The organism is Cohaesibacter marisflavi (genome assembly GCF_900115225.1).
Classification (GTDB): Bacteria; Pseudomonadota; Alphaproteobacteria; order Rhizobiales; family Cohaesibacteraceae; genus Cohaesibacter; species Cohaesibacter marisflavi.
Map to the genome: position 1 here is coordinate 78,846 of NZ_FOVR01000001.1, position 16,557 is coordinate 95,402.

General features: G+C 54.9%; 14 protein-coding genes. 12 read left to right on the forward strand and 2 right to left on the reverse strand.

The genetic code is table 11. The features are described from left to right. Positions 1-500: 500 nt before the first annotated feature. From BM258_RS00370 to BM258_RS00420, 10 genes are all read left to right on the forward strand, one after another. A complete protein-coding gene (locus tag BM258_RS00370) occupies positions 501-1,850 on the forward strand; it encodes an aspartate aminotransferase family protein (protein WP_090067728.1) in 1,350 nt (449 codons plus the stop codon). A 94-nt stretch (positions 1,851-1,944) separates the two neighbouring features. Then, entirely contained in the window at positions 1,945-2,982 is a 1,038-nt protein-coding gene (locus tag BM258_RS00375; protein WP_090067730.1) for an ABC transporter substrate-binding protein, read from the forward strand. A gap of 178 nt (positions 2,983-3,160) precedes the next feature. After that, positions 3,161-4,234, forward strand: a complete 1,074-nt coding sequence (locus tag BM258_RS00380) for an ABC transporter ATP-binding protein (RefSeq protein ID WP_090067732.1) — start codon at positions 3,161-3,163, stop codon at positions 4,232-4,234. Continuing rightward, positions 4,231-5,406 carry an ABC transporter permease gene (locus tag BM258_RS00385; protein WP_090067734.1) on the forward strand — a complete coding sequence of 392 codons (1,176 nt, stop codon included), beginning with the start codon at positions 4,231-4,233 and terminating at the stop codon, positions 5,404-5,406. The genes BM258_RS00380 and BM258_RS00385 overlap by 4 nt, the downstream gene beginning before the upstream one ends. After that, positions 5,406-6,212 carry an ABC transporter permease gene (locus tag BM258_RS00390; RefSeq protein ID WP_090067736.1) on the forward strand — a complete coding sequence of 269 codons (807 nt, stop codon included), beginning with the start codon at positions 5,406-5,408 and terminating at the stop codon, positions 6,210-6,212. The genes BM258_RS00385 and BM258_RS00390 overlap by 1 nt, the downstream gene beginning before the upstream one ends. A 304-nt stretch (positions 6,213-6,516) precedes the next feature. Next, positions 6,517-7,179, forward strand: coding sequence for a GntR family transcriptional regulator (locus BM258_RS00395; protein WP_090067738.1), 663 nt, complete (start codon positions 6,517-6,519; stop codon positions 7,177-7,179). Between the two features lie 144 nt (positions 7,180-7,323). After that, entirely contained in the window at positions 7,324-8,379 is a 1,056-nt protein-coding gene (locus BM258_RS00400) for a phosphotransferase (protein WP_090067740.1), read from the forward strand. Then, positions 8,379-9,683, forward strand: a complete 1,305-nt coding sequence (locus BM258_RS00405; protein ID WP_090067742.1) for an aspartate aminotransferase family protein — start codon at positions 8,379-8,381, stop codon at positions 9,681-9,683. Before BM258_RS00400 ends, BM258_RS00405 begins: the two co-directional genes overlap by 1 nt. Before the next feature lie 81 nt (positions 9,684-9,764). Further along, positions 9,765-10,511 (forward strand): SDR family NAD(P)-dependent oxidoreductase, encoded by a 747-nt coding sequence (locus BM258_RS00410; protein ID WP_090067744.1) that lies wholly within the window; start codon positions 9,765-9,767, stop codon positions 10,509-10,511. 397 nt (positions 10,512-10,908) lie between these two features. Beyond that, on the forward strand, positions 10,909-11,898 hold the full coding sequence (locus BM258_RS00420) for a lactate/malate family dehydrogenase (protein ID WP_090067748.1): 990 nt from the start codon (positions 10,909-10,911) through the stop codon (positions 11,896-11,898). A 138-nt stretch (positions 11,899-12,036) separates the two neighbouring features. Here the strand turns inward: BM258_RS00420 and BM258_RS00425 are convergent, their stop codons facing one another. Next, positions 12,037-12,648, reverse strand: a complete 612-nt coding sequence (locus tag BM258_RS00425; protein ID WP_244544542.1) for a DUF2062 domain-containing protein — start codon at positions 12,646-12,648, stop codon at positions 12,037-12,039. A gap of 428 nt (positions 12,649-13,076) precedes the next feature. Here BM258_RS00425 and BM258_RS00430 point away from each other — a divergent pair, with 428 nt between their 5' ends. Together BM258_RS00430 and BM258_RS00435 are read left to right on the forward strand one after the other, a co-directional pair. Beyond that, positions 13,077-13,670 (forward strand): CDP-alcohol phosphatidyltransferase family protein, encoded by a 594-nt coding sequence (locus BM258_RS00430; protein ID WP_175527847.1) that lies wholly within the window; start codon positions 13,077-13,079, stop codon positions 13,668-13,670. A gap of 157 nt (positions 13,671-13,827) precedes the next feature. Then, positions 13,828-14,703, forward strand: coding sequence for a PHP domain-containing protein (locus BM258_RS00435; protein WP_090067752.1), 876 nt, complete (start codon positions 13,828-13,830; stop codon positions 14,701-14,703). Between the two features lie 142 nt (positions 14,704-14,845). Here BM258_RS00435 and BM258_RS00440 read toward each other — a convergent pair whose 3' ends face one another. After that, positions 14,846-16,117 (reverse strand): ABC transporter substrate-binding protein, encoded by a 1,272-nt coding sequence (locus BM258_RS00440; protein WP_090067754.1) that lies wholly within the window; start codon positions 16,115-16,117, stop codon positions 14,846-14,848. Positions 16,118-16,557 lie beyond the last annotated feature (440 nt).

Consider the following 16,557-nt stretch of genomic DNA (forward strand, 5'->3'; position numbering starts at 1 on the left):
CCAAGATCATATGAGCCCGCTGCCTTGGCATCCTTTGCCTGGGGCCGCGGGTTTTTATTTTGGGGGCTTCACTGCGTCAGGCTGAGTCTGAACAGGCTTGAATATACTATCCGGCTTTGATCAAAAATTAGCCATCGCTTCGACCGAATTTTATCATGCGAAAGTCTATGGATCTTTCAATTTGTTTGTAAGCAATTGATAATGTTGAATTAATATTCATTTTTGCGTCCGGCGCGGAGCGCGAGAAAACCGATGGATATTTGATCTTGAAAAGACGAATGCATCAAATCATAGTCATGATGCATCATAATTCCAATTGAATATATCGCAGCAAAAAGACCATCGCCCCGACCAAACCCTCCAGACACGTCCATTCGGGCATGCAATTAACGCATTCGCGGACATCCACATTGGATGATGTACCGAGCGGGATCTCCCCTCAGAAGCCTATCGGTCCCTTCGTACGATCAGTCGACTAAAGAATATCAGGAATCTGCATCATGAGCATTACGCCCAATTCAGTTGAAGCACGCGATATCGCCTACCACATGCACCCAGCCGTTAATTTGCGCAAGTTCGAAGAAAAGGGCGGCCTCGTCATTGAAAGCGGCGATGGCGTTTATGTCTACGACAACACCGGCAAACGCTATATCGAAGGGCTGGCCGGTCTTTGGTCTGTCGCTGTTGGCTTTGGTGAAAAGCGGCTGGTTGAAGCGGCCGCCGCTCAGCTGCAAAAGCTGCCTTACTATCACTCCTTCAACTACAAAACCAACGGTCCGTCGGTTGATCTGGCAGAGCTGCTCATCAGCATCGCGCCGGTTCCTATGTCCAAGGTGCATTTCACCTCGTCGGGGTCAGAGGCCAACGATCTCGTGGCCAAGATGGTCTGGTATCGCTCCAACGCATTGGGCAAGCCGGAGAAGAAAAAGATCATCGGACGCATCAAGGGCTATCACGGCGTGACGATTGCTGCGGGCTCCATCACCGGCATTCCGGCAAACCACACAAGCTTCGACTTGCCGCTTGATCGCATGGTCCATACATCCTGCCCGTCCTTCCCCCATTTCGGTGAAGACGGCGAGAGCGAAGAGGCCTTCACCGCTCGCATGCTGAAGGATCTGGAAGACCTGATTGTCAAGGAAGGGCCGGAAACCATCGCTGCCTTCTGGGGCGAGCCGGTCATGGGCGCAGGTGGCGTGCTCACACCGCCAAAGGGCTATTGGGAAGGCGTTCAGGTCATCCTGAAAAAATATGATATTCTGCTGGTAGCCGACGAGGTGATCTGTGGCTTTGGCCGTACCGGCAAGATGTTCGCCTGCGAAACCTATGACATCAAACCCGATGTGCTGGTCATTTCCAAACAGCTGTCATCATCCTACATGCCTCTGTCGGCCATCATGATGAATGACAATTTCTACCAGCCGATTGCCGATGAATCCGACAAGATCGGTGTATTCGCCCATGGTTTCACAGCCTCGGGGCATCCGGTGGCGACCGCCGTTGGCCTTGAGAATGTAAAAATCATCATCGAGCGCGATCTGGTTGGTAATGCGGCCCGCCTCGAAAAGACTTTCCTTGATGGCCTTGCAAAACTGGCCGAGCATCCGCTCGTGGATTCCTCTCGCGGCATCGGCCTCATCGGGGCACTTGAGCTGACCCCTTGGGAGCAGGAAGGGGCCGGAGCGGCAGCACTGGCTGTGGCAGAAGCCATTCAGGAAGAAGGCTGCATCATCCGCAACATTGGCGAAGCCATCTGCTTCTGCCCACCACTGATCATCACCGCAGAGCAAATTGAAGAAATGTTCGCAATCGTCCTGCGTGCGCTGAACAAGGTTGCCGAGACGCGTTAAGCGCCTCTTCGGCAGCCCAGGATTTCACCCTTAAAGATAGATCGGGACAACCCGGCGTTTTTTAAAGCAATCAACCTACCGGAGAAACAAAATCATGAAAAAATGGGCACTATTGGCGTCTGTTCTTGCTCTTGGCGCCATGTCAAGCGCGTCTCAGGCCCGCGACCTGACCATCACAAGCTGGGGCGGTAGCTACCAGACTGCGCAACAGGATATCTATTTCAAACCATTCTCTGAAAAGGTCGGCAAGCCGGTTCTGGATGAAAGCTGGGATGGTGGCTATGGCGTGCTTCAGGCCAAGGTAAAGGCCGGTGCTCCCAACTGGGATGCCGTGCAGGTAGAAGCCGAAGAGCTGGCCCTTGGCTGCGATGACGGTATCTTCGAAATGATCGACTGGGACAAGATGGGGGGCGAAGATGCCTTCATGCCCGCCGCTGTCAGTGATTGCGGCGTGGGCACCATCGTCTGGTCTCTGGCTCTGGCATATGATGGCAGCAAGCTCAGTGATGGCCCCAAAAACTGGGCTGACTTCTGGGATGTGAAGAAATTCCCGGGCAAACGTGCTCTGCGCAAAGGCGCCAAATACACCCTCGAGTTTGCTCTCTTGGCAGATGGTGTTCCGGCTGATGAGCTCTATGATGTTCTCTCCACCCCGGAAGGCATCGACCGGGCCTTTGCCAAGCTGGATGAGTTGAAACCGGATCTGGTCTGGTGGGAATCCGGCGCTCAGCCATTGCAATTCCTCGCGTCTGGCGAAGTGGCCATGGCCGCGTCCTACAATGGCCGTATCACCAGCATCAACAAGACCGAAGGCAAGAATTTCAAGATCGTATGGCCTGGCTCCATCTATGCTGTCGACAGCTGGGTGATCCTCAAGGATGCCGAAAACAAGGAGCTTGCTCAGGATTTCATCGCCTTTGCCAGCCAGCCGGAAAACATGGCAAAACTGCCTGAATATATCGCCTACGGGCTGACCAACAAGGAAGCCTCCAGCATGGTGCCGGATGAGTATAAGGCCGATGTGCCGACCACGCCGGAAAACCTGGAAGAGGCGCTCTCGCTGAATATCGATTTCTGGATCGATAATTCCGAAGCCCTGAACCAGCGCTTTAACGCCTGGCTCGCCCAGTAAGGCAAAAGGCAAGCGCATGGAGCACAGCCCCGCTTCATGCGCTTCCTCCACGCATTCTCATCCGTTTGTTCACGAGAGGCGAGAGCTTTCCCGAACGGGTGCGTTTGCCTTGTGATCTCAGGCGTAGGATAGACCGGCTTGTCCCGAGACTGTCTTGTCATACGTTGCAGGAAGAAAAATGACCGAGCAGCCATATATTGAATTCCGAAAAGTCAGCAAAGTCTTCGGGTCCCTGACCGTTGTTGACCATCTCGATCTGACCATCAACAAGGGCGAGTTTGTCTCGCTCCTTGGTCCATCCGGATCGGGCAAGACAACCTTGCTCATGATGCTGGCTGGCTTTGAAGATCCCACCGCAGGGGATATTCTGCTCGGAGGCTCCGTGTTGAACCGGACTCCGCCTTACAAGCGCAATATGGGGGTTGTGTTCCAGAATTACGCCCTGTTCCCCCATCTGTCTGTGGCTGAGAATATTGCCTTTCCGCTCAAGAGGAGAGGCGTCGCCAAGGCCGAGATTGCAGAGCGGGTCAATCGCGTGCTGGAGATGGTGCAGTTGCCCGACCAATCCGAAAAACTCCCCAGCCAGCTGTCCGGTGGTCAGCAGCAGCGTGTGGCGCTGGCCCGTACACTGGTCTTTGAGCCCAATGTGGTCTTGATGGATGAGCCCCTTGGCGCACTCGACAAAAATCTGCGCGAGCAAATGCAATATGACATTCGCCGTCTGCACCGGGATCTGGGCCTGACGATCGTCTTCGTCACCCACGATCAGTCCGAAGCCTTGACGATGAGCGACCGCATTGCTGTGTTCAACCATGGCAAAATCGAACAGATCGGTACGCCACAGGATATCTATGACCGACCAAACACGCATTTTGTCGCCGAGTTTATTGGCGAAACCAATCTTATTCCCGTCAAATATCGCGAGGGAGACCATTCCCGCTGTTCGGTGACCACTAAAACGGGCAAGGATCTGGAAGTGACCAGCCCTGTGACCCTGTTCCGCGGAACAGAAGTGTTGCTCTCCTTGCGGCCGGAACATATCGAGCTGGGCGATAGTGCCGAAGGGCTGGAGAATGCCATGCCCGCGCGCATCAGCGATGTGGTCTATCAGGGGGATCACCTGCGAGCCGATATCGAGGTGGATGGCACAAAGCTGGTGGCACGCCTTGGCCGTCATTTGCCGCCGCATGATCCCGGCGATGAGGTCTTCATCGGCTTTCGGCCTCAGAATGCACGGGTGATCCTGCCATGACTGCAAGACTAGGCCCACATCTCAAAGCCTCGGCGCTTGTGCTTCCGCTGGTGCTGTTTCTGGCCCTGTTTTTTGTCTGGCCGATCATCGCCATGCTCAAACAGTCCGTATCAGACCCCGTCGTTCACAACACCCTGAGCCAGACTAGCGCCATCGCCGCCCAATGGAACGGCAAGGCACCGGTTCCTGCTGCCCTGCAGGACGCACTTGTCGCCGACATTCGTGCTACGACGGATCGGCAGGAAATGGGCGCGGTCGTGCGGCGTCTCAACAGCGCCAAATCCGGCTTCAGAACGCTCATGCGCAAGACGCGCCGCGCCATTCGAAAAACCGATGGCCCGATCAATCTGGGCGAAGTCGACAAGCGCTGGAACGAGGTGGCATGGTGGCACACCATTGCTCAGGCATCTTCGCCCTATACTGACCGTTATCTGCTTGCAGCGCTTGATTATGGCCGAGATAAACATAATCAGATTGTGGCTTTGCCCGAAGATGCCTCGGCCAACAGAACCATTCTGGCGCGGACATTCGTCATCAGCCTGTCGGTGATGCTGTCCTGTCTGGCAATTGGGTTGCCGTTCGCCATGGTCATCGCTTCCACCTCTGGCTGGTTGCGCAACGTGTTGCTGGCCGCAGTGTTGCTGCCGCTCTGGACTTCGCTTCTGGTACGCACCACGGCGTGGTTCATCATTTTGCAGAATAACGGCCTTATCAACTCAGCCCTTCAGGCTCTGGGGATTACCGATCAGCCCATCCCGCTAATTTTCGAACGCACAGGTGTCATCATCGCCATGACGCATGTATTGCTGCCCTTCATGGTGCTACCGATCTATAGCGTGCTTTTGTCCATGCCGGGTAATCTCATGCAGGCGGCGTCTTCGCTAGGAGCACACCCGATCGTTGCCTTCCTGAAAGTCATGTTGCCTCTCTCGGCAAGGGGCATTGCCTCTGGCTCGCTGTTGGTTTTCATGTCTTCGATTGGCTACTACATCACACCGGCTCTCATCGGCGGCCCGTCCGACCAGATGATTTCCTCCGTGATTGCCTTCTATGCAACGGAATCGGCGAACTGGGGAATGGCTGGCGCGCTCGGTCTGGTTCTGCTCTCGATCACCTTGTTGCTCTATGTCGTCTATGGACGTCTTTCGGCTGAAAAGAAGGGAGTCGCGTAATGTTCCCAACAGTCAAAAAAGCCTTTGGCATTCTTGTGATGCTGTTTCTGATTGCGCCACTGGCAGCCATTCTGCCGCTGGCCTTCACCTCTAGTGCGCTGCTCACTTATCCGGTGCCGGAATGGTCCATGCGCTGGTTGACTGAGCTGGTGACCGAGCCGGTCTGGCGCCGCTCCATCGCCAACAGTCTGATCATCGGTGGCGGCACGACTGTGCTTGCAACCACCCTTGGCACGTTGGCTGCGCTAGGGCTGCGGCGTTATTCTTCGCTGTTTGCAGGAGTGCTCAAGACCTTCTTCCTGCTGCCAATGGTGGTACCCGCTGTGGTGCTTGGTGTGGGTATGCAGGTCTTCTTCGTCCATGTGGGCATCGCCAACTCCTATCTGGGTGTGATCGTGGCGCATACGGTGATCGCTATGCCGTTCGTGTATGTCAGCGTGTCAGGCTCATTGGCGGGTATCGACCCTCGCGTCGAGTTGGCCGCCGCCAGCCTTGGGGCGTCGCCCTCCACGGTTTTGCGCACGACGACCCTGCCGCTCAGCCTGTCCGGCATTCTGTCTGGGGCTGTGATGGCCTTTGCGACATCGCTTGATGAGGTGATCCTGACGCTCTTCATTGCAGGGCCTCACCAGCGCACGCTGGCCAGACAGATGTTCTCCACCATTCGCGAGAATGTGTCTCCGGCCATTGCAGCCGCGGCCTTTGTCTTCATTGTTGGCACCATTCTTGTTGCCTGTCTGATCATGCTGGTGCGTATGCGCACCGGTGGCGCGATGCAGAAGAGCGTCGGGCCTGGCATTTCATAAGGGCTGTGGCGCCTCGGGGGGGCATGCCTCCGGCGCGCCACGCCCATTCTTTTTCGTGTTGAAAATCAACAAGGGCAGGGGCCCAACTGGTGCGTATGAAGCATCCGGTTCTTGCCTGAGAAAAGGGCGCCTTGGCGAGTCGCAGATCGGCGAGGGCGAGGAGACAATTTTGTTTGATTAAGATGATGCATCAAGATATGATTTCGATGCATCATAAATGGAGCTCGCCATAGTTCGCGACGCAGATCGCCAAAAGTGCGGCCTCCATACTACGTGAAACACTGTAACTGGATTGAGTTTGTATATGCAATCGCAACAAGAAGGCAAAAAGCTCTCTGATATGGTCTATGACAGGCTGTGCGAGGCTCTGCTCAAAGGGCACTATCTTCCGGGCAAGCGCTTGAAAATCCGGGAGCTGGCTGAAGAGATGCAGACCAGCGTCACGCCAGTGCGTGATGCCATTTTGCGTTTGCACTATGACGAGGCCGTTATCTACAGCTCGCCGCGCTCTATCCATGTCACGACTCTCAGCCGCGCGCGCTATGAGGAAATCCGCAAAATTCGTTTGCCACTGGAAGTCATGAGCGCCAAGGCCGCCGCGCAATATGCCACCCTGTCCGATGTCACCGCGCTTGAAAGCCTGATCGCCGAGAATGAAGAAGCCATGGCCGAAGGCGATGGCGTTCGCGGCGCGGCTCTCAATCAGCAATTCCATTTCAAGCTGGTCGAAATGTCAGCCATGCCGGTGCTTTATGGAGTGCTGCGCCGCCTTTGGCTGCAAACCAGTCCTCTGATTGCTCATGGCTATCTCGAAGCCGGACGGGCAATGATCGATCACCATTACGAGGTTCTCGAAGCGGTGCGCAACAAGGATGTCGAGGCCGTCGCCATTGCTGTTGAGCGCGACCTGACTCTGGGAGGCGCTCCGCTGGTACGTATGCTCGACAAGGTGTCGGATGGCACATGATCAAGAGGCGCGTATCGGGGGTGAAATTTCTGCCACTCGAACCCGTTTCTATCCAAACAACTTACCCTTACTGGCAATCCAACACCTGATGGCCATCATCACAGCGCTCTTTATAAAGACACAATAATTGGAGAAGACCGGCCAATGACCACTGTAGACCCAGATATCGGATCGCTTCTGACGACGCCTCCACCCGCGATTTCACAGCAGGAGGCTTGCGCGATTGCCAAAACGACCTTCGGTCTCACCGGTAGCCTCAAGCAGTTGACCTCTGAGCGCGATGTCAATTTCCTGCTCCGCGCGGATGACGGCAAAGGTTATGTGCTCAAATTCACCAATGAGATGGAACCGGAAGAGCAAACCGATTTCCAGACCAAGGCTCTGCTGCATCTGGAAAAAACGGCGCCATCCCTGCGCGTGCCACGGGCCGTGCCGACGCTTTCGGGAGAGCTGTGGCAGGAGCTGGAAAACGGCTCCCGTGCGCGGCTTCTAAGCTATGTTGAAGGAAGCCTCAGCTCAACGCTTCCCAAATCGCCCAATCTGGCAATTGCGGTTGCCACTGCGGGTGCGAAACTGGTCAATGCCCTTAAAGAGTTCGCGCATCCCGGAGCTGATCACTATCTGATCTGGGACATCAAGAATGCCGGAACCCTGCGCTCCATGTTGCCCCTTATCGAAGAGGCAGAACAGCGGGGACTGGTCGAAACGGTGATTGATGCATTTGATGAAAGAATAGCGCCACGTCTTGATAACTTGCCATGGCAGGTCATTCACGGAGATCTCAATCCGCAAAATCTGGTGGCCGAAGATGAGACTGATCTGGAAATCGGCGTGCTGGATTTTGGCGACATGGTGCGTTCGCCCCGCATTTGCGAACTGGCGATCGCTGCGGGCTATCAGCTCGACTTTTCCGATGTCGGAGCATCCCTCATACGGTTCCTTGCCCGCTGGCACAGCATTTGTCCTCTGACCCCTGCCGAGGTTGAGTTGTCTGCTGATTTTGTCGCAGCCCGCTTTGCCACTATCATCACGGTCGCCAATTGGCGTGCCCAACGTTATCCGGAAAACAGGGCCTATATCACGCGCAATCTGGCGTTGGCTTCCAATGGGATCAGGCATCTGACCAATCTGGATACAAATGGGCTCTATGAGGCTCTGGCTGATAGAGCCGAGGCCAAACCACACAAGGAGATGTCCTGATGCCGCAAGACCAGTCCATGGCGAATGCCTTCGTGCCGGGGCAGGCAATCCTGTCTGCGGGCGATGAAGCTCTTTTGCAACGCCGCACCGACACGCTTGGGCCAGCCTATCGCCTGTTTTATGAAGAGCCCTTCCATCCGGTGCGTGGGGAAGGGGTGTGGCTCTATGATGAAGAGGGCACAGCCTATCTTGACGCCTACAACAATGTTGCCTGTGTGGGCCATTGCCATCCGCGCGTGGTGGAAGCCATGGCCAGGCAGGCCTCTATGCTAACCACCCACACACGTTATTTGCAGAATAACATTGTCGATTTTGCAGAAGATTTTCTGGCGAGTTTTCCCGATCCCCTGTCTCACATCATGTTCACTTGCACAGGCTCGGAAGCCAACGACCTGGCACTGCGCATTGCCCGGGTAAAAACCGGCGGTACCGGCGTCATCGTGACGGAGAATGCCTACCACGGCGTCACCATCGCATTGGCAGCCATGTCTCCTTCTCTGGGCGCAGGCGCCCCCAAAGATGAAAATGTCTTCACCATTCCCGCCCCGACCGGTCAGCATGGCGAGCAGGAAGGCGAAATCATGCGTGCCAACGTGGAAAAGGCGCTTGCCACCATGGCAGAACGAGGCATCAAACCCGCAGCTCTCTATGTCGACACCATCTTTTCTTCCGACGGCATTTTCAGCCACCCCAAGGGTTTCCTCAAACCCGCGGTTGACGCCTTTCGGGCAGCCGGTGGGCTGTTTGTGGCCGACGAGGTGCAGCCCGGTTTTGCCCGCACGGGCGAGGAAATGTGGGGCTTCATTCGGCATGGTGTAGTGCCGGATATGGTCTCCATGGGCAAGCCAATGGGCAATGGCTATCCTGTTGCAGCATTGGTCGTGCGGCCTGATGTCGTGGCCGAGTTTGGTGAACGCACCCGCTATTTCAACACGTTCGGCGGCAACACCACGGCCATTGCCACGGCGCAGGCCGTTTGGGATATCATTCGTGATGAAGGTCTGCTGAATAAGACGCTAGAAACCGGTAGCGCCTTCCGTGCCGATCTGGAAAGTCTTGCCAGAGAAGGGGATGTCATTTGCGATATCCGCGGCAGTGGCTTGTTTATCGGTGTGCAGATTGCCGGAGATGATCCAAGGGGGCGGACTGCCCGCCTCGTCAATGCGCTGAAGAAAAAGCGCATTCTCATCAGTGCGTCCGGCCCGGGCGGTGATGTGCTCAAAATCCGCCCGCCGCTGGCATTTGGTGCCGATGCGCTTGACTTCTTCATGAGCGGATTGCGAGAGGCCATCAAGGATATCTAGCCTGAGGGGCGGTTTGCCCGTTCCCATTTCAATAAAAACGATAGTGCACAAGTACGCAGCTTCCATTGGAAAGAACCAGATATGAGTTCGAACGAGAGAAAAACCCTTTTGATTACCGGCGCCAGCCGTGGCATCGGTCACGCCACTGTAAAGCGCTTCTCTGATGCAGGGTGGCGGGTGCTCAGTTGTTCCCGACAGCCCTTTGATGAAAAATGCCCCTGGCCGATGGGCAAGGAGAACCACATTCAGGTGGACCTCAGTGACCTGGCAAGCATCGGCAGGGCAATCGGCGTCGTCAAGGAACGCCTGGAATCGGAAGGCGGTAGGCTGCATGCGCTGATCAACAATGCGGCCATCAGCCCTAAGGACGAAAATGGCCAGCGGCTCGATAGTCTCCGGACTCCGCCGCACTTGTGGCACACCGTTTTCACGGTCAATTTTGTTGCGCCCATCATGCTCGCAAACGGCTTGATCGAAGAGCTGCGTGCCGCGAAGGGCTCCATCGTCAATGTTACGTCCATTGCGGGCATGCGCGTGCATCCCTTTGCTGGCACGGCCTACGCAACGTCAAAGGCGGCGCTGTCTACATTGACCCGCGAAATGGCCGCCGATTTTGGTCCGCACGGTATTCGGGTGAACGCCATCGCACCGGGAGAAATCGACACCTCGATCCTGTCACCGGGCACCGAGAAGATGGTCGAGACCATTCCGCTGCGGCGTCTGGGCGAGCCTTCCGAGGTGGCTGAAACCGTCTTCTATCTGTGCTCGGATGCCAGCTCCTATGTTTCCGGCACCGAAATTCACGTCAATGGCGGCCAGCATGTCTGAATGAGCCATCCCTAATGTGCAGATTGTGTGCCCCGGCTTTCGCTACATGTTGCGAGGGTGGGGCACAGCTCCTTTCGGGCTGTTAATCAGGGGAAGGAACCGGGCCATGGCTGGAGAAGCACGGTCTTTTCGGTTATCGTTGGACAGATCCTCCCGGATTCAGTCTTATCTTCCTGATCGGAGTGTTCTCCTGCCTCATCGGGGCGAGCCCTGAGACCATGTGTCTTGAGCCCAGTCAGGTTGGCCTGCGCAAAGGCAAACCGCACACTTTTCGCCATGACGAACAAAGCTTCGCCGCGATGCCCGAAGGAGGCAGGACAGCACTCTGCTTGGAAGATAAAAAGCAAGGGACGTGGCGGCCTCGCCGCTCAATATGTGCCCAAAAGAGAGTACTGTGATGAACAAGAATAAACTGGTTGTTGTCGGCGTAGGCCATGTTGGCTCTTACGTGCTGGCAGACGCCATGAAGACAGGCCTGTTCGCCGAAATCGGCGTGATCGACATTCTGGAAAATGTTGCCTATGGCGAAGCGCTGGATCAGGCACAGGCAACGGCCCTGACCTATATGAACAATGTGGATGTCAAGGCTGGCGGCTATGAACAATGCGCTGATGCTGACGTGATTGTTGTGGCTGCTGGTCCGAGCGTTATTCCAGATCCGGATAACCCCAAGGCCGAACCTGATCGCACGCTTCTGACCAAGACCAACTGCGAGGTCATTCGCGAGGTGATGACGGGCATCACCAAATATACCAAGGACGCCATCGTCATCCTGATCACCAATCCGCTCGACACCATGGTGTATATTGCGGAAAACGAATTCGGATATCCCAAGGGCCGCGTTTTCGGAACCGGCACAATGCTGGATTCAGCCCGCTTGCGGAAGCTGATCGCCGACACCTATCAGGTCGATCCCAAGTCGATTTCCGGCTACATGATGGGTGAACATGGCAGCACTGCTTTTCCGGTGCTGAGCCATGTGACTGTGGGCGGCATTCCGTTTGATGCCATTGATGACTATCTGGCGCCCTCCAGCAATATTCAAGATCCGGATGTCGTGAAGACAAGCATTGTCTCAGCCGCCTATGAAGTGCTCAACGGCAAGGGCTGGACCAATGCTGGAGTTGCCCAATCTGCCATCACTATGGCAAAGGCTGTTTTGCTGGATGAGCGCAGCATCTATCCCGCATCAACCACGTTGCGCGGCCAATATGGTCATGATGGCGACGTGGCCCTCAGCATGCCGTGTGTCATCGGTCGGGAAGGGATCATCAAGCAATTGCCTGTTGATCTGAATGAATGGGAAAAGCAAAAGCTGCAGGAAACAATCGCTTTCATTCAGGCCACAATGGTGGATGCCAAAACGGGGCCGGACAAAGCGAAATAATCCGACCGATTTTTTAATAGAAAAAAGCATTGCGGACGGCGCGCCGTCCGTGATCGCCTGCGGGCAGCTGCTGGCTGAGCCCTTCAGTCGGCTGAACGCAGACGCAAATTGCCTGATTAGCGGCAGCAATGATCTGATTTAGCTGCTTGTGGCCTTGGAGGTGATATCCGTTGTATGCTCGGCCAGTTCCTTGCGCCAACGTCCAGCCTCAAAGGCTTTGCGCGCCAGATGCGCCTTGCGGCGATGCTGATAGGACCGGGCGGCGTGTCTGGTCAGATAATAAAAGATCAGCGCCACCGCGATGCCAACTGGCAAGGCACCCACGGCCATGATCTTTATTGTTGGCAGAATAGCCGAGAGCGACTGCGACAAGAGCCCATGCTGCAGTGCATGAATCTTGTGATGCATGATCGGCTGTCCCAGTATCATACAACCCGTGGAATAGGTCGCGCTCCAGATGAACGGAAATGTCAGCGGGTTGCCGACCGCAGTGCCAACTGCAGCAGCGAGCAGGTTTCCGCCGATCAAGAAGGCGATGGCCCACGCGATGAGAAAATGAAATCCCAGAAAAGGTGTGAAAGAGGTGAAGACACCAGCCGCAACCCCGGCCGCGATGGCATAGGGAGACCCTGTCAAGCGCAAGACCCGCTTGATATAATAGACGCCAGACCGTTTCCAGCTACGACGCGGCCACAGCAATACGCGCATGCGCTCGGCAAACTTGGGCTTGTTCTTTCGACCAAAAATCACGGTTTCCAGTCTCTTTCTTCTTTTTGTAAGACCGATGTGCCATCGAGCACCTTGCGCTGGTCCACCTTAAGCCAGCTCGCCCGCAACATAGCACATAAAGTCACTATTTTCTTTTAAAGACAAACACTAATTTCCAAGTGTTTCTCACCTCAAAGAAGGGGCATCCTTTATCCGAAGATATAAGATGTCTTATCGCGCCTGAAAAGGGCCATTTCGTGGCCGGTTTCCAGTGATTTTTCCAGTTAAGGGTTTAGGCCTCTCTTGGAATTGTTGCAATCCATTTTAAATAGGAGAAAGGCAAATGGTGAATAAATTTGTATCACTGAGATTATTTCTAGCCTAAAGGGCAGCTTAGCGGATAATCAGAGTGGATCTTTTCGGCATTTGCTATAAAGAACACGAGAAAGATCAAAACCGGGTGTAAGATTTTGGACTATTTCAACAAGGGGGAAGCGGAAAAACAGGCCGCTTTTGCCGCCAAAAGGGATCTGATATTCCGCCCGCTCGTTCGATTTCTGGCGCGCAAGGGAGTGACGCCCACTGCAATCAGCTTGGTTGGCGTCTTGTTCGCGTCCTTTGCTGTGGCTATGCCTGCTGCGCTTTGGGAGGTGGCTGCTGGTGGATTTCTGCTCTATGTCCTGATGGATGCGGTGGACGGACCATTGGCGCGGCAGACCCGAGCTGACAGTCATGGTGGCTCACTGGTTGATATCTTTGCAGATCAGTTTGGTGTGGTTCTGGTGGCGTTGGGCGCCATATGGTGGCTGGATGCCAGCATACTGGCCAACGTCATGTTTGCCTTCTTCTATAGCCACACAATCTATCTGATGGTGATCTGCAATTTGCTCTTAGTGCCCATGCCCTATGTGCTGAGGGTGAAATATCTCTATTTCATCGTCTATATCTGCTCGCTTTATGCCCAGAGCAATTTGCCAATCAACATATTTGCCATCATTTTTCTGGCCTACTATCTGGTCTATTTCGTCATTCTTTTCAGACAGGTGCTCAAGCGCAAGCCCTGAACAACACGGCCCGTGCTCAGGTGGCCCCTTGATAAAAACCCTGCCGATTAACGCTAATGTGTTAGTCAAAAGGCTGGCTTGTAAGCTTGCCTCTTGATACACTTATCAAGGAGGTCGGCCAGCATTTGGCCTGCGCGGAGAGGAGAGGCACTCCCATATGGGGTTGTATGAGCCAGACAAGAGCTTTGCGATTGATACGCATTTTCATGCGAACGTATTTCGGCGTCCTCATGCGAAGCGTCGCCGCATTGCCACTCAGCTTTCTCGCTATGCCGCGCATCTGGATGGGCTATGCTCGACCGAGCATGCCTATAAGCAGCCGCTGGAAGCCTATGACTTTCTGTGCGAGATGGTTGGGCATTACGAGCTTGACTTGACCACTGTGCCGGGCGTTGAGAATATCTCGCGCGAAGGGGTCGAGGTCATTCAGCTGTTTGAAAGCCGCGCCGCTCTGGTGAGTGCTCTCAAGGCGTTCCCGGCCTTCTCATGGTCCATTCATGATGCCGTAAGCCTGCAATCTCCTGACTGCGTGACCATTCTACCGCATCCGTTCTCGCCGAGCGGCACTGGTATCGTGAGCGGTATCGGGTTTGACAGGGCCTGCCAGTTGCTTTCGCATTTTGACTATATTGAAATATCCAATGGATCGTTTCTGGAAGTGCCGCTGGACGCGTTGCCGCGCACCAAATTCAAGGATCAGGTGGAAAAGACCACGCAATTCCCTGAGGAACTCATGCCGCTTGGCGTGGGGCGCAGTTATGGCTCTGATGCGCATCGTCCTCGGGACATCAATCTTTTCAGCTCTCTTGTCAAAGGGTATGACGAGAGTGTCTTTCAGGCTCTAACCATGCGGCAGGATCTCAAGCCGATCTTGCGGACGATTGCCGAATTCCGCGCCGTGGGCAAGATTTCGCGCAGCCTGTTGACTTCCAGCATCGAATATATGCAAAAGCAGGATTACAAGCTCACCAACAATGGCGACGGTACGCGTTCATCGCTTGCCAAGCGGGCTCGCAGCCGCATTCTTGGCTAAGCCACCGGCTGGGCCAGAGCGATCATGCCGGCCTGCTGCTTCCCACAAAAGAAAAGACCCGATGCCGAAACACCGAGCCTCTCCCCTCTGCTATCAGGCAGGCGGGGCGCTCTTAAGCGCCCCCACGAACTTCTGACCGTGCTTATTTTCTCTCTTTTTCAAGAGCTTCATTTATGCCCATGACGATCTCGTCAGCGGCTTCCTCGGCCGTCAGCTCGCCATAGGCGAACATTTCGATGGCGTCGCCAAAGGCTTCTTCCACTTTCGGATGGTCAAAATAGGCGGAAATGGCCGGACCCGACGCGTCCAGAACCAGATTGTGGGCCTTCAGAAGGATCGGCTCGATTGCGCCTTTGTCCATCAGATGCTTGAAGGCTACCTTGGAAGCAGGGATACCACGAGTGGTGCCCAGTATGTCAGTTGCACCCGTATCTGTCAGCAGGCAGTTGACGACTTCAGCTGCAGCTTTCGGGTTTTCCGAGTTTTTGGAAATTGAGAACAGCATGGAAGGTTTGCGGAAGACACCGTCGTTGGTGGCATCTGCATTCTTGAGAATCGGGGCTGGCACCAGCTCCTGACCTTCCTTCATCGGGTCTGCGATCTTGTGATAGGTGGTGTCCCACTGATAGGTCCCGGCAATGCGGCCGTCGGCCCATTTCGGATCTTCGTGCAGAGGCACGTTGGCACCGGCCGCTGCCACGGTTTTCCAAGGCACGATGACTTTTTCATCGGAGAATGTCTTGTACAAATTCAGGCCATCGACGAAATCTTCTTTGGTGAAGTTCAACGCCAGAGTGTCAGGGTCAATCATGGTGACACCCTTCTTCTGAACGATATAGGCGCGGATCAGGCCACGGGCGTCAAGACCATGGGACGTGAGGCCGGTCGCTTCATAAGGATAGTAGCCATCGCCCAGCTTTTCCTGGAAGACCTTGGCAGCAGCAAGCAGGTCATCCCAGCTTTTCGGTAGAGGCAGGCCAGCCTTGTCAAAGGTGGTTTTGTTGAACCAGGGTACACGACCGGTAATGGACAGCGGCAGGCCCTGCAAGTGTCCCTTTACGGAGGTGGCAGCGAGTTCGCTCTCGGACCACTGGGAAAGATCGATGATGTCTTTATAATCATTCAGATCAGCAAAGCCGGTGCCATCTTTGGTGAACAGGGGCAGCCAAGGCCAGTTGATCTGCATGATGTCGGCTTCGGTGCCACCGGCAAGCTGTACGGTGACTTTGGCCAGATGGCCATTCCAGCTGGTGAATTCCGGAGCAATGGTATGACCCAGCTTCTCGCCGCAATATTTCAGCGCTTCTTGCGTGGCTTCGTGGCGGCTGTTGCCTCCCCACCATGACATGCGCAAATCGGCAGCATTGGCAACGGAAAGACTGGTAGCGGCCATGAGTGTGGCCAAAATCGTCATCTTCAATTTCACAGGAACCTCCCTAAGATATACAAGTAAGATGTATTTCCAAAAGCCGGCTGACCCGAACTGGGGTCCTCGCAACCGGCATTGTCGTAACGCGAATGAACTGTCCTTGATGGCGCGACATATCCGGTTGATCCTCGTTTCACCCGTCGGATGATCTCAACCGTCCTCTCCTTGATACCCTGCCTGTTTCATGATCTGAATTCGATCAACAGGAGTGGTGTGCCTTGCCATATGCTTCCTCGGACAGGGCTGTGAGACGGGCTCCAACCCTTATTCAAATTCTTGATAAAATTATACAAAAGATCGGGGGCATTAACATGGACGAACCGGTAATTTCATGGGCCTGAAAATCTACGATTCTCTCCATGCGAGTTGGTCCGGAAGAGACCTGCCAGCGCGAATGCGTTCTCTATGAGGGAAGGGAGGTGCGT

What these genes read in the sequence shown, in the direction of transcription:
- BM258_RS00440 (WP_090067754.1), bottom strand. Translation starts at nt 16,117, where the DNA reads ATGACGATTTTGGCCACACTCATGGCCGCTACCAGTCTTTCCGTTGCC.
- BM258_RS00435 (WP_090067752.1), top strand. Translation starts at nt 13,828, where the DNA reads ATGGGGTTGTATGAGCCAGACAAGAGCTTTGCGATTGATACGCATTTT.
- BM258_RS00400 (WP_090067740.1), top strand. Translation starts at nt 7,324, where the DNA reads ATGACCACTGTAGACCCAGATATCGGATCGCTTCTGACGACGCCTCCA.
- BM258_RS00370 (WP_090067728.1), top strand. Translation starts at nt 501, where the DNA reads ATGAGCATTACGCCCAATTCAGTTGAAGCACGCGATATCGCCTACCAC.
- BM258_RS00420 (WP_090067748.1), top strand. Translation starts at nt 10,909, where the DNA reads ATGAACAAGAATAAACTGGTTGTTGTCGGCGTAGGCCATGTTGGCTCT.
- BM258_RS00405 (WP_090067742.1), top strand. Translation starts at nt 8,379, where the DNA reads ATGCCGCAAGACCAGTCCATGGCGAATGCCTTCGTGCCGGGGCAGGCA.
- BM258_RS00395 (WP_090067738.1), top strand. Translation starts at nt 6,517, where the DNA reads ATGCAATCGCAACAAGAAGGCAAAAAGCTCTCTGATATGGTCTATGAC.
- BM258_RS00385 (WP_090067734.1), top strand. Translation starts at nt 4,231, where the DNA reads ATGACTGCAAGACTAGGCCCACATCTCAAAGCCTCGGCGCTTGTGCTT.
- BM258_RS00375 (WP_090067730.1), top strand. Translation starts at nt 1,945, where the DNA reads ATGAAAAAATGGGCACTATTGGCGTCTGTTCTTGCTCTTGGCGCCATG.
- BM258_RS00390 (WP_090067736.1), top strand. Translation starts at nt 5,406, where the DNA reads ATGTTCCCAACAGTCAAAAAAGCCTTTGGCATTCTTGTGATGCTGTTT.
- BM258_RS00380 (WP_090067732.1), top strand. Translation starts at nt 3,161, where the DNA reads ATGACCGAGCAGCCATATATTGAATTCCGAAAAGTCAGCAAAGTCTTC.
- BM258_RS00410 (WP_090067744.1), top strand. Translation starts at nt 9,765, where the DNA reads ATGAGTTCGAACGAGAGAAAAACCCTTTTGATTACCGGCGCCAGCCGT.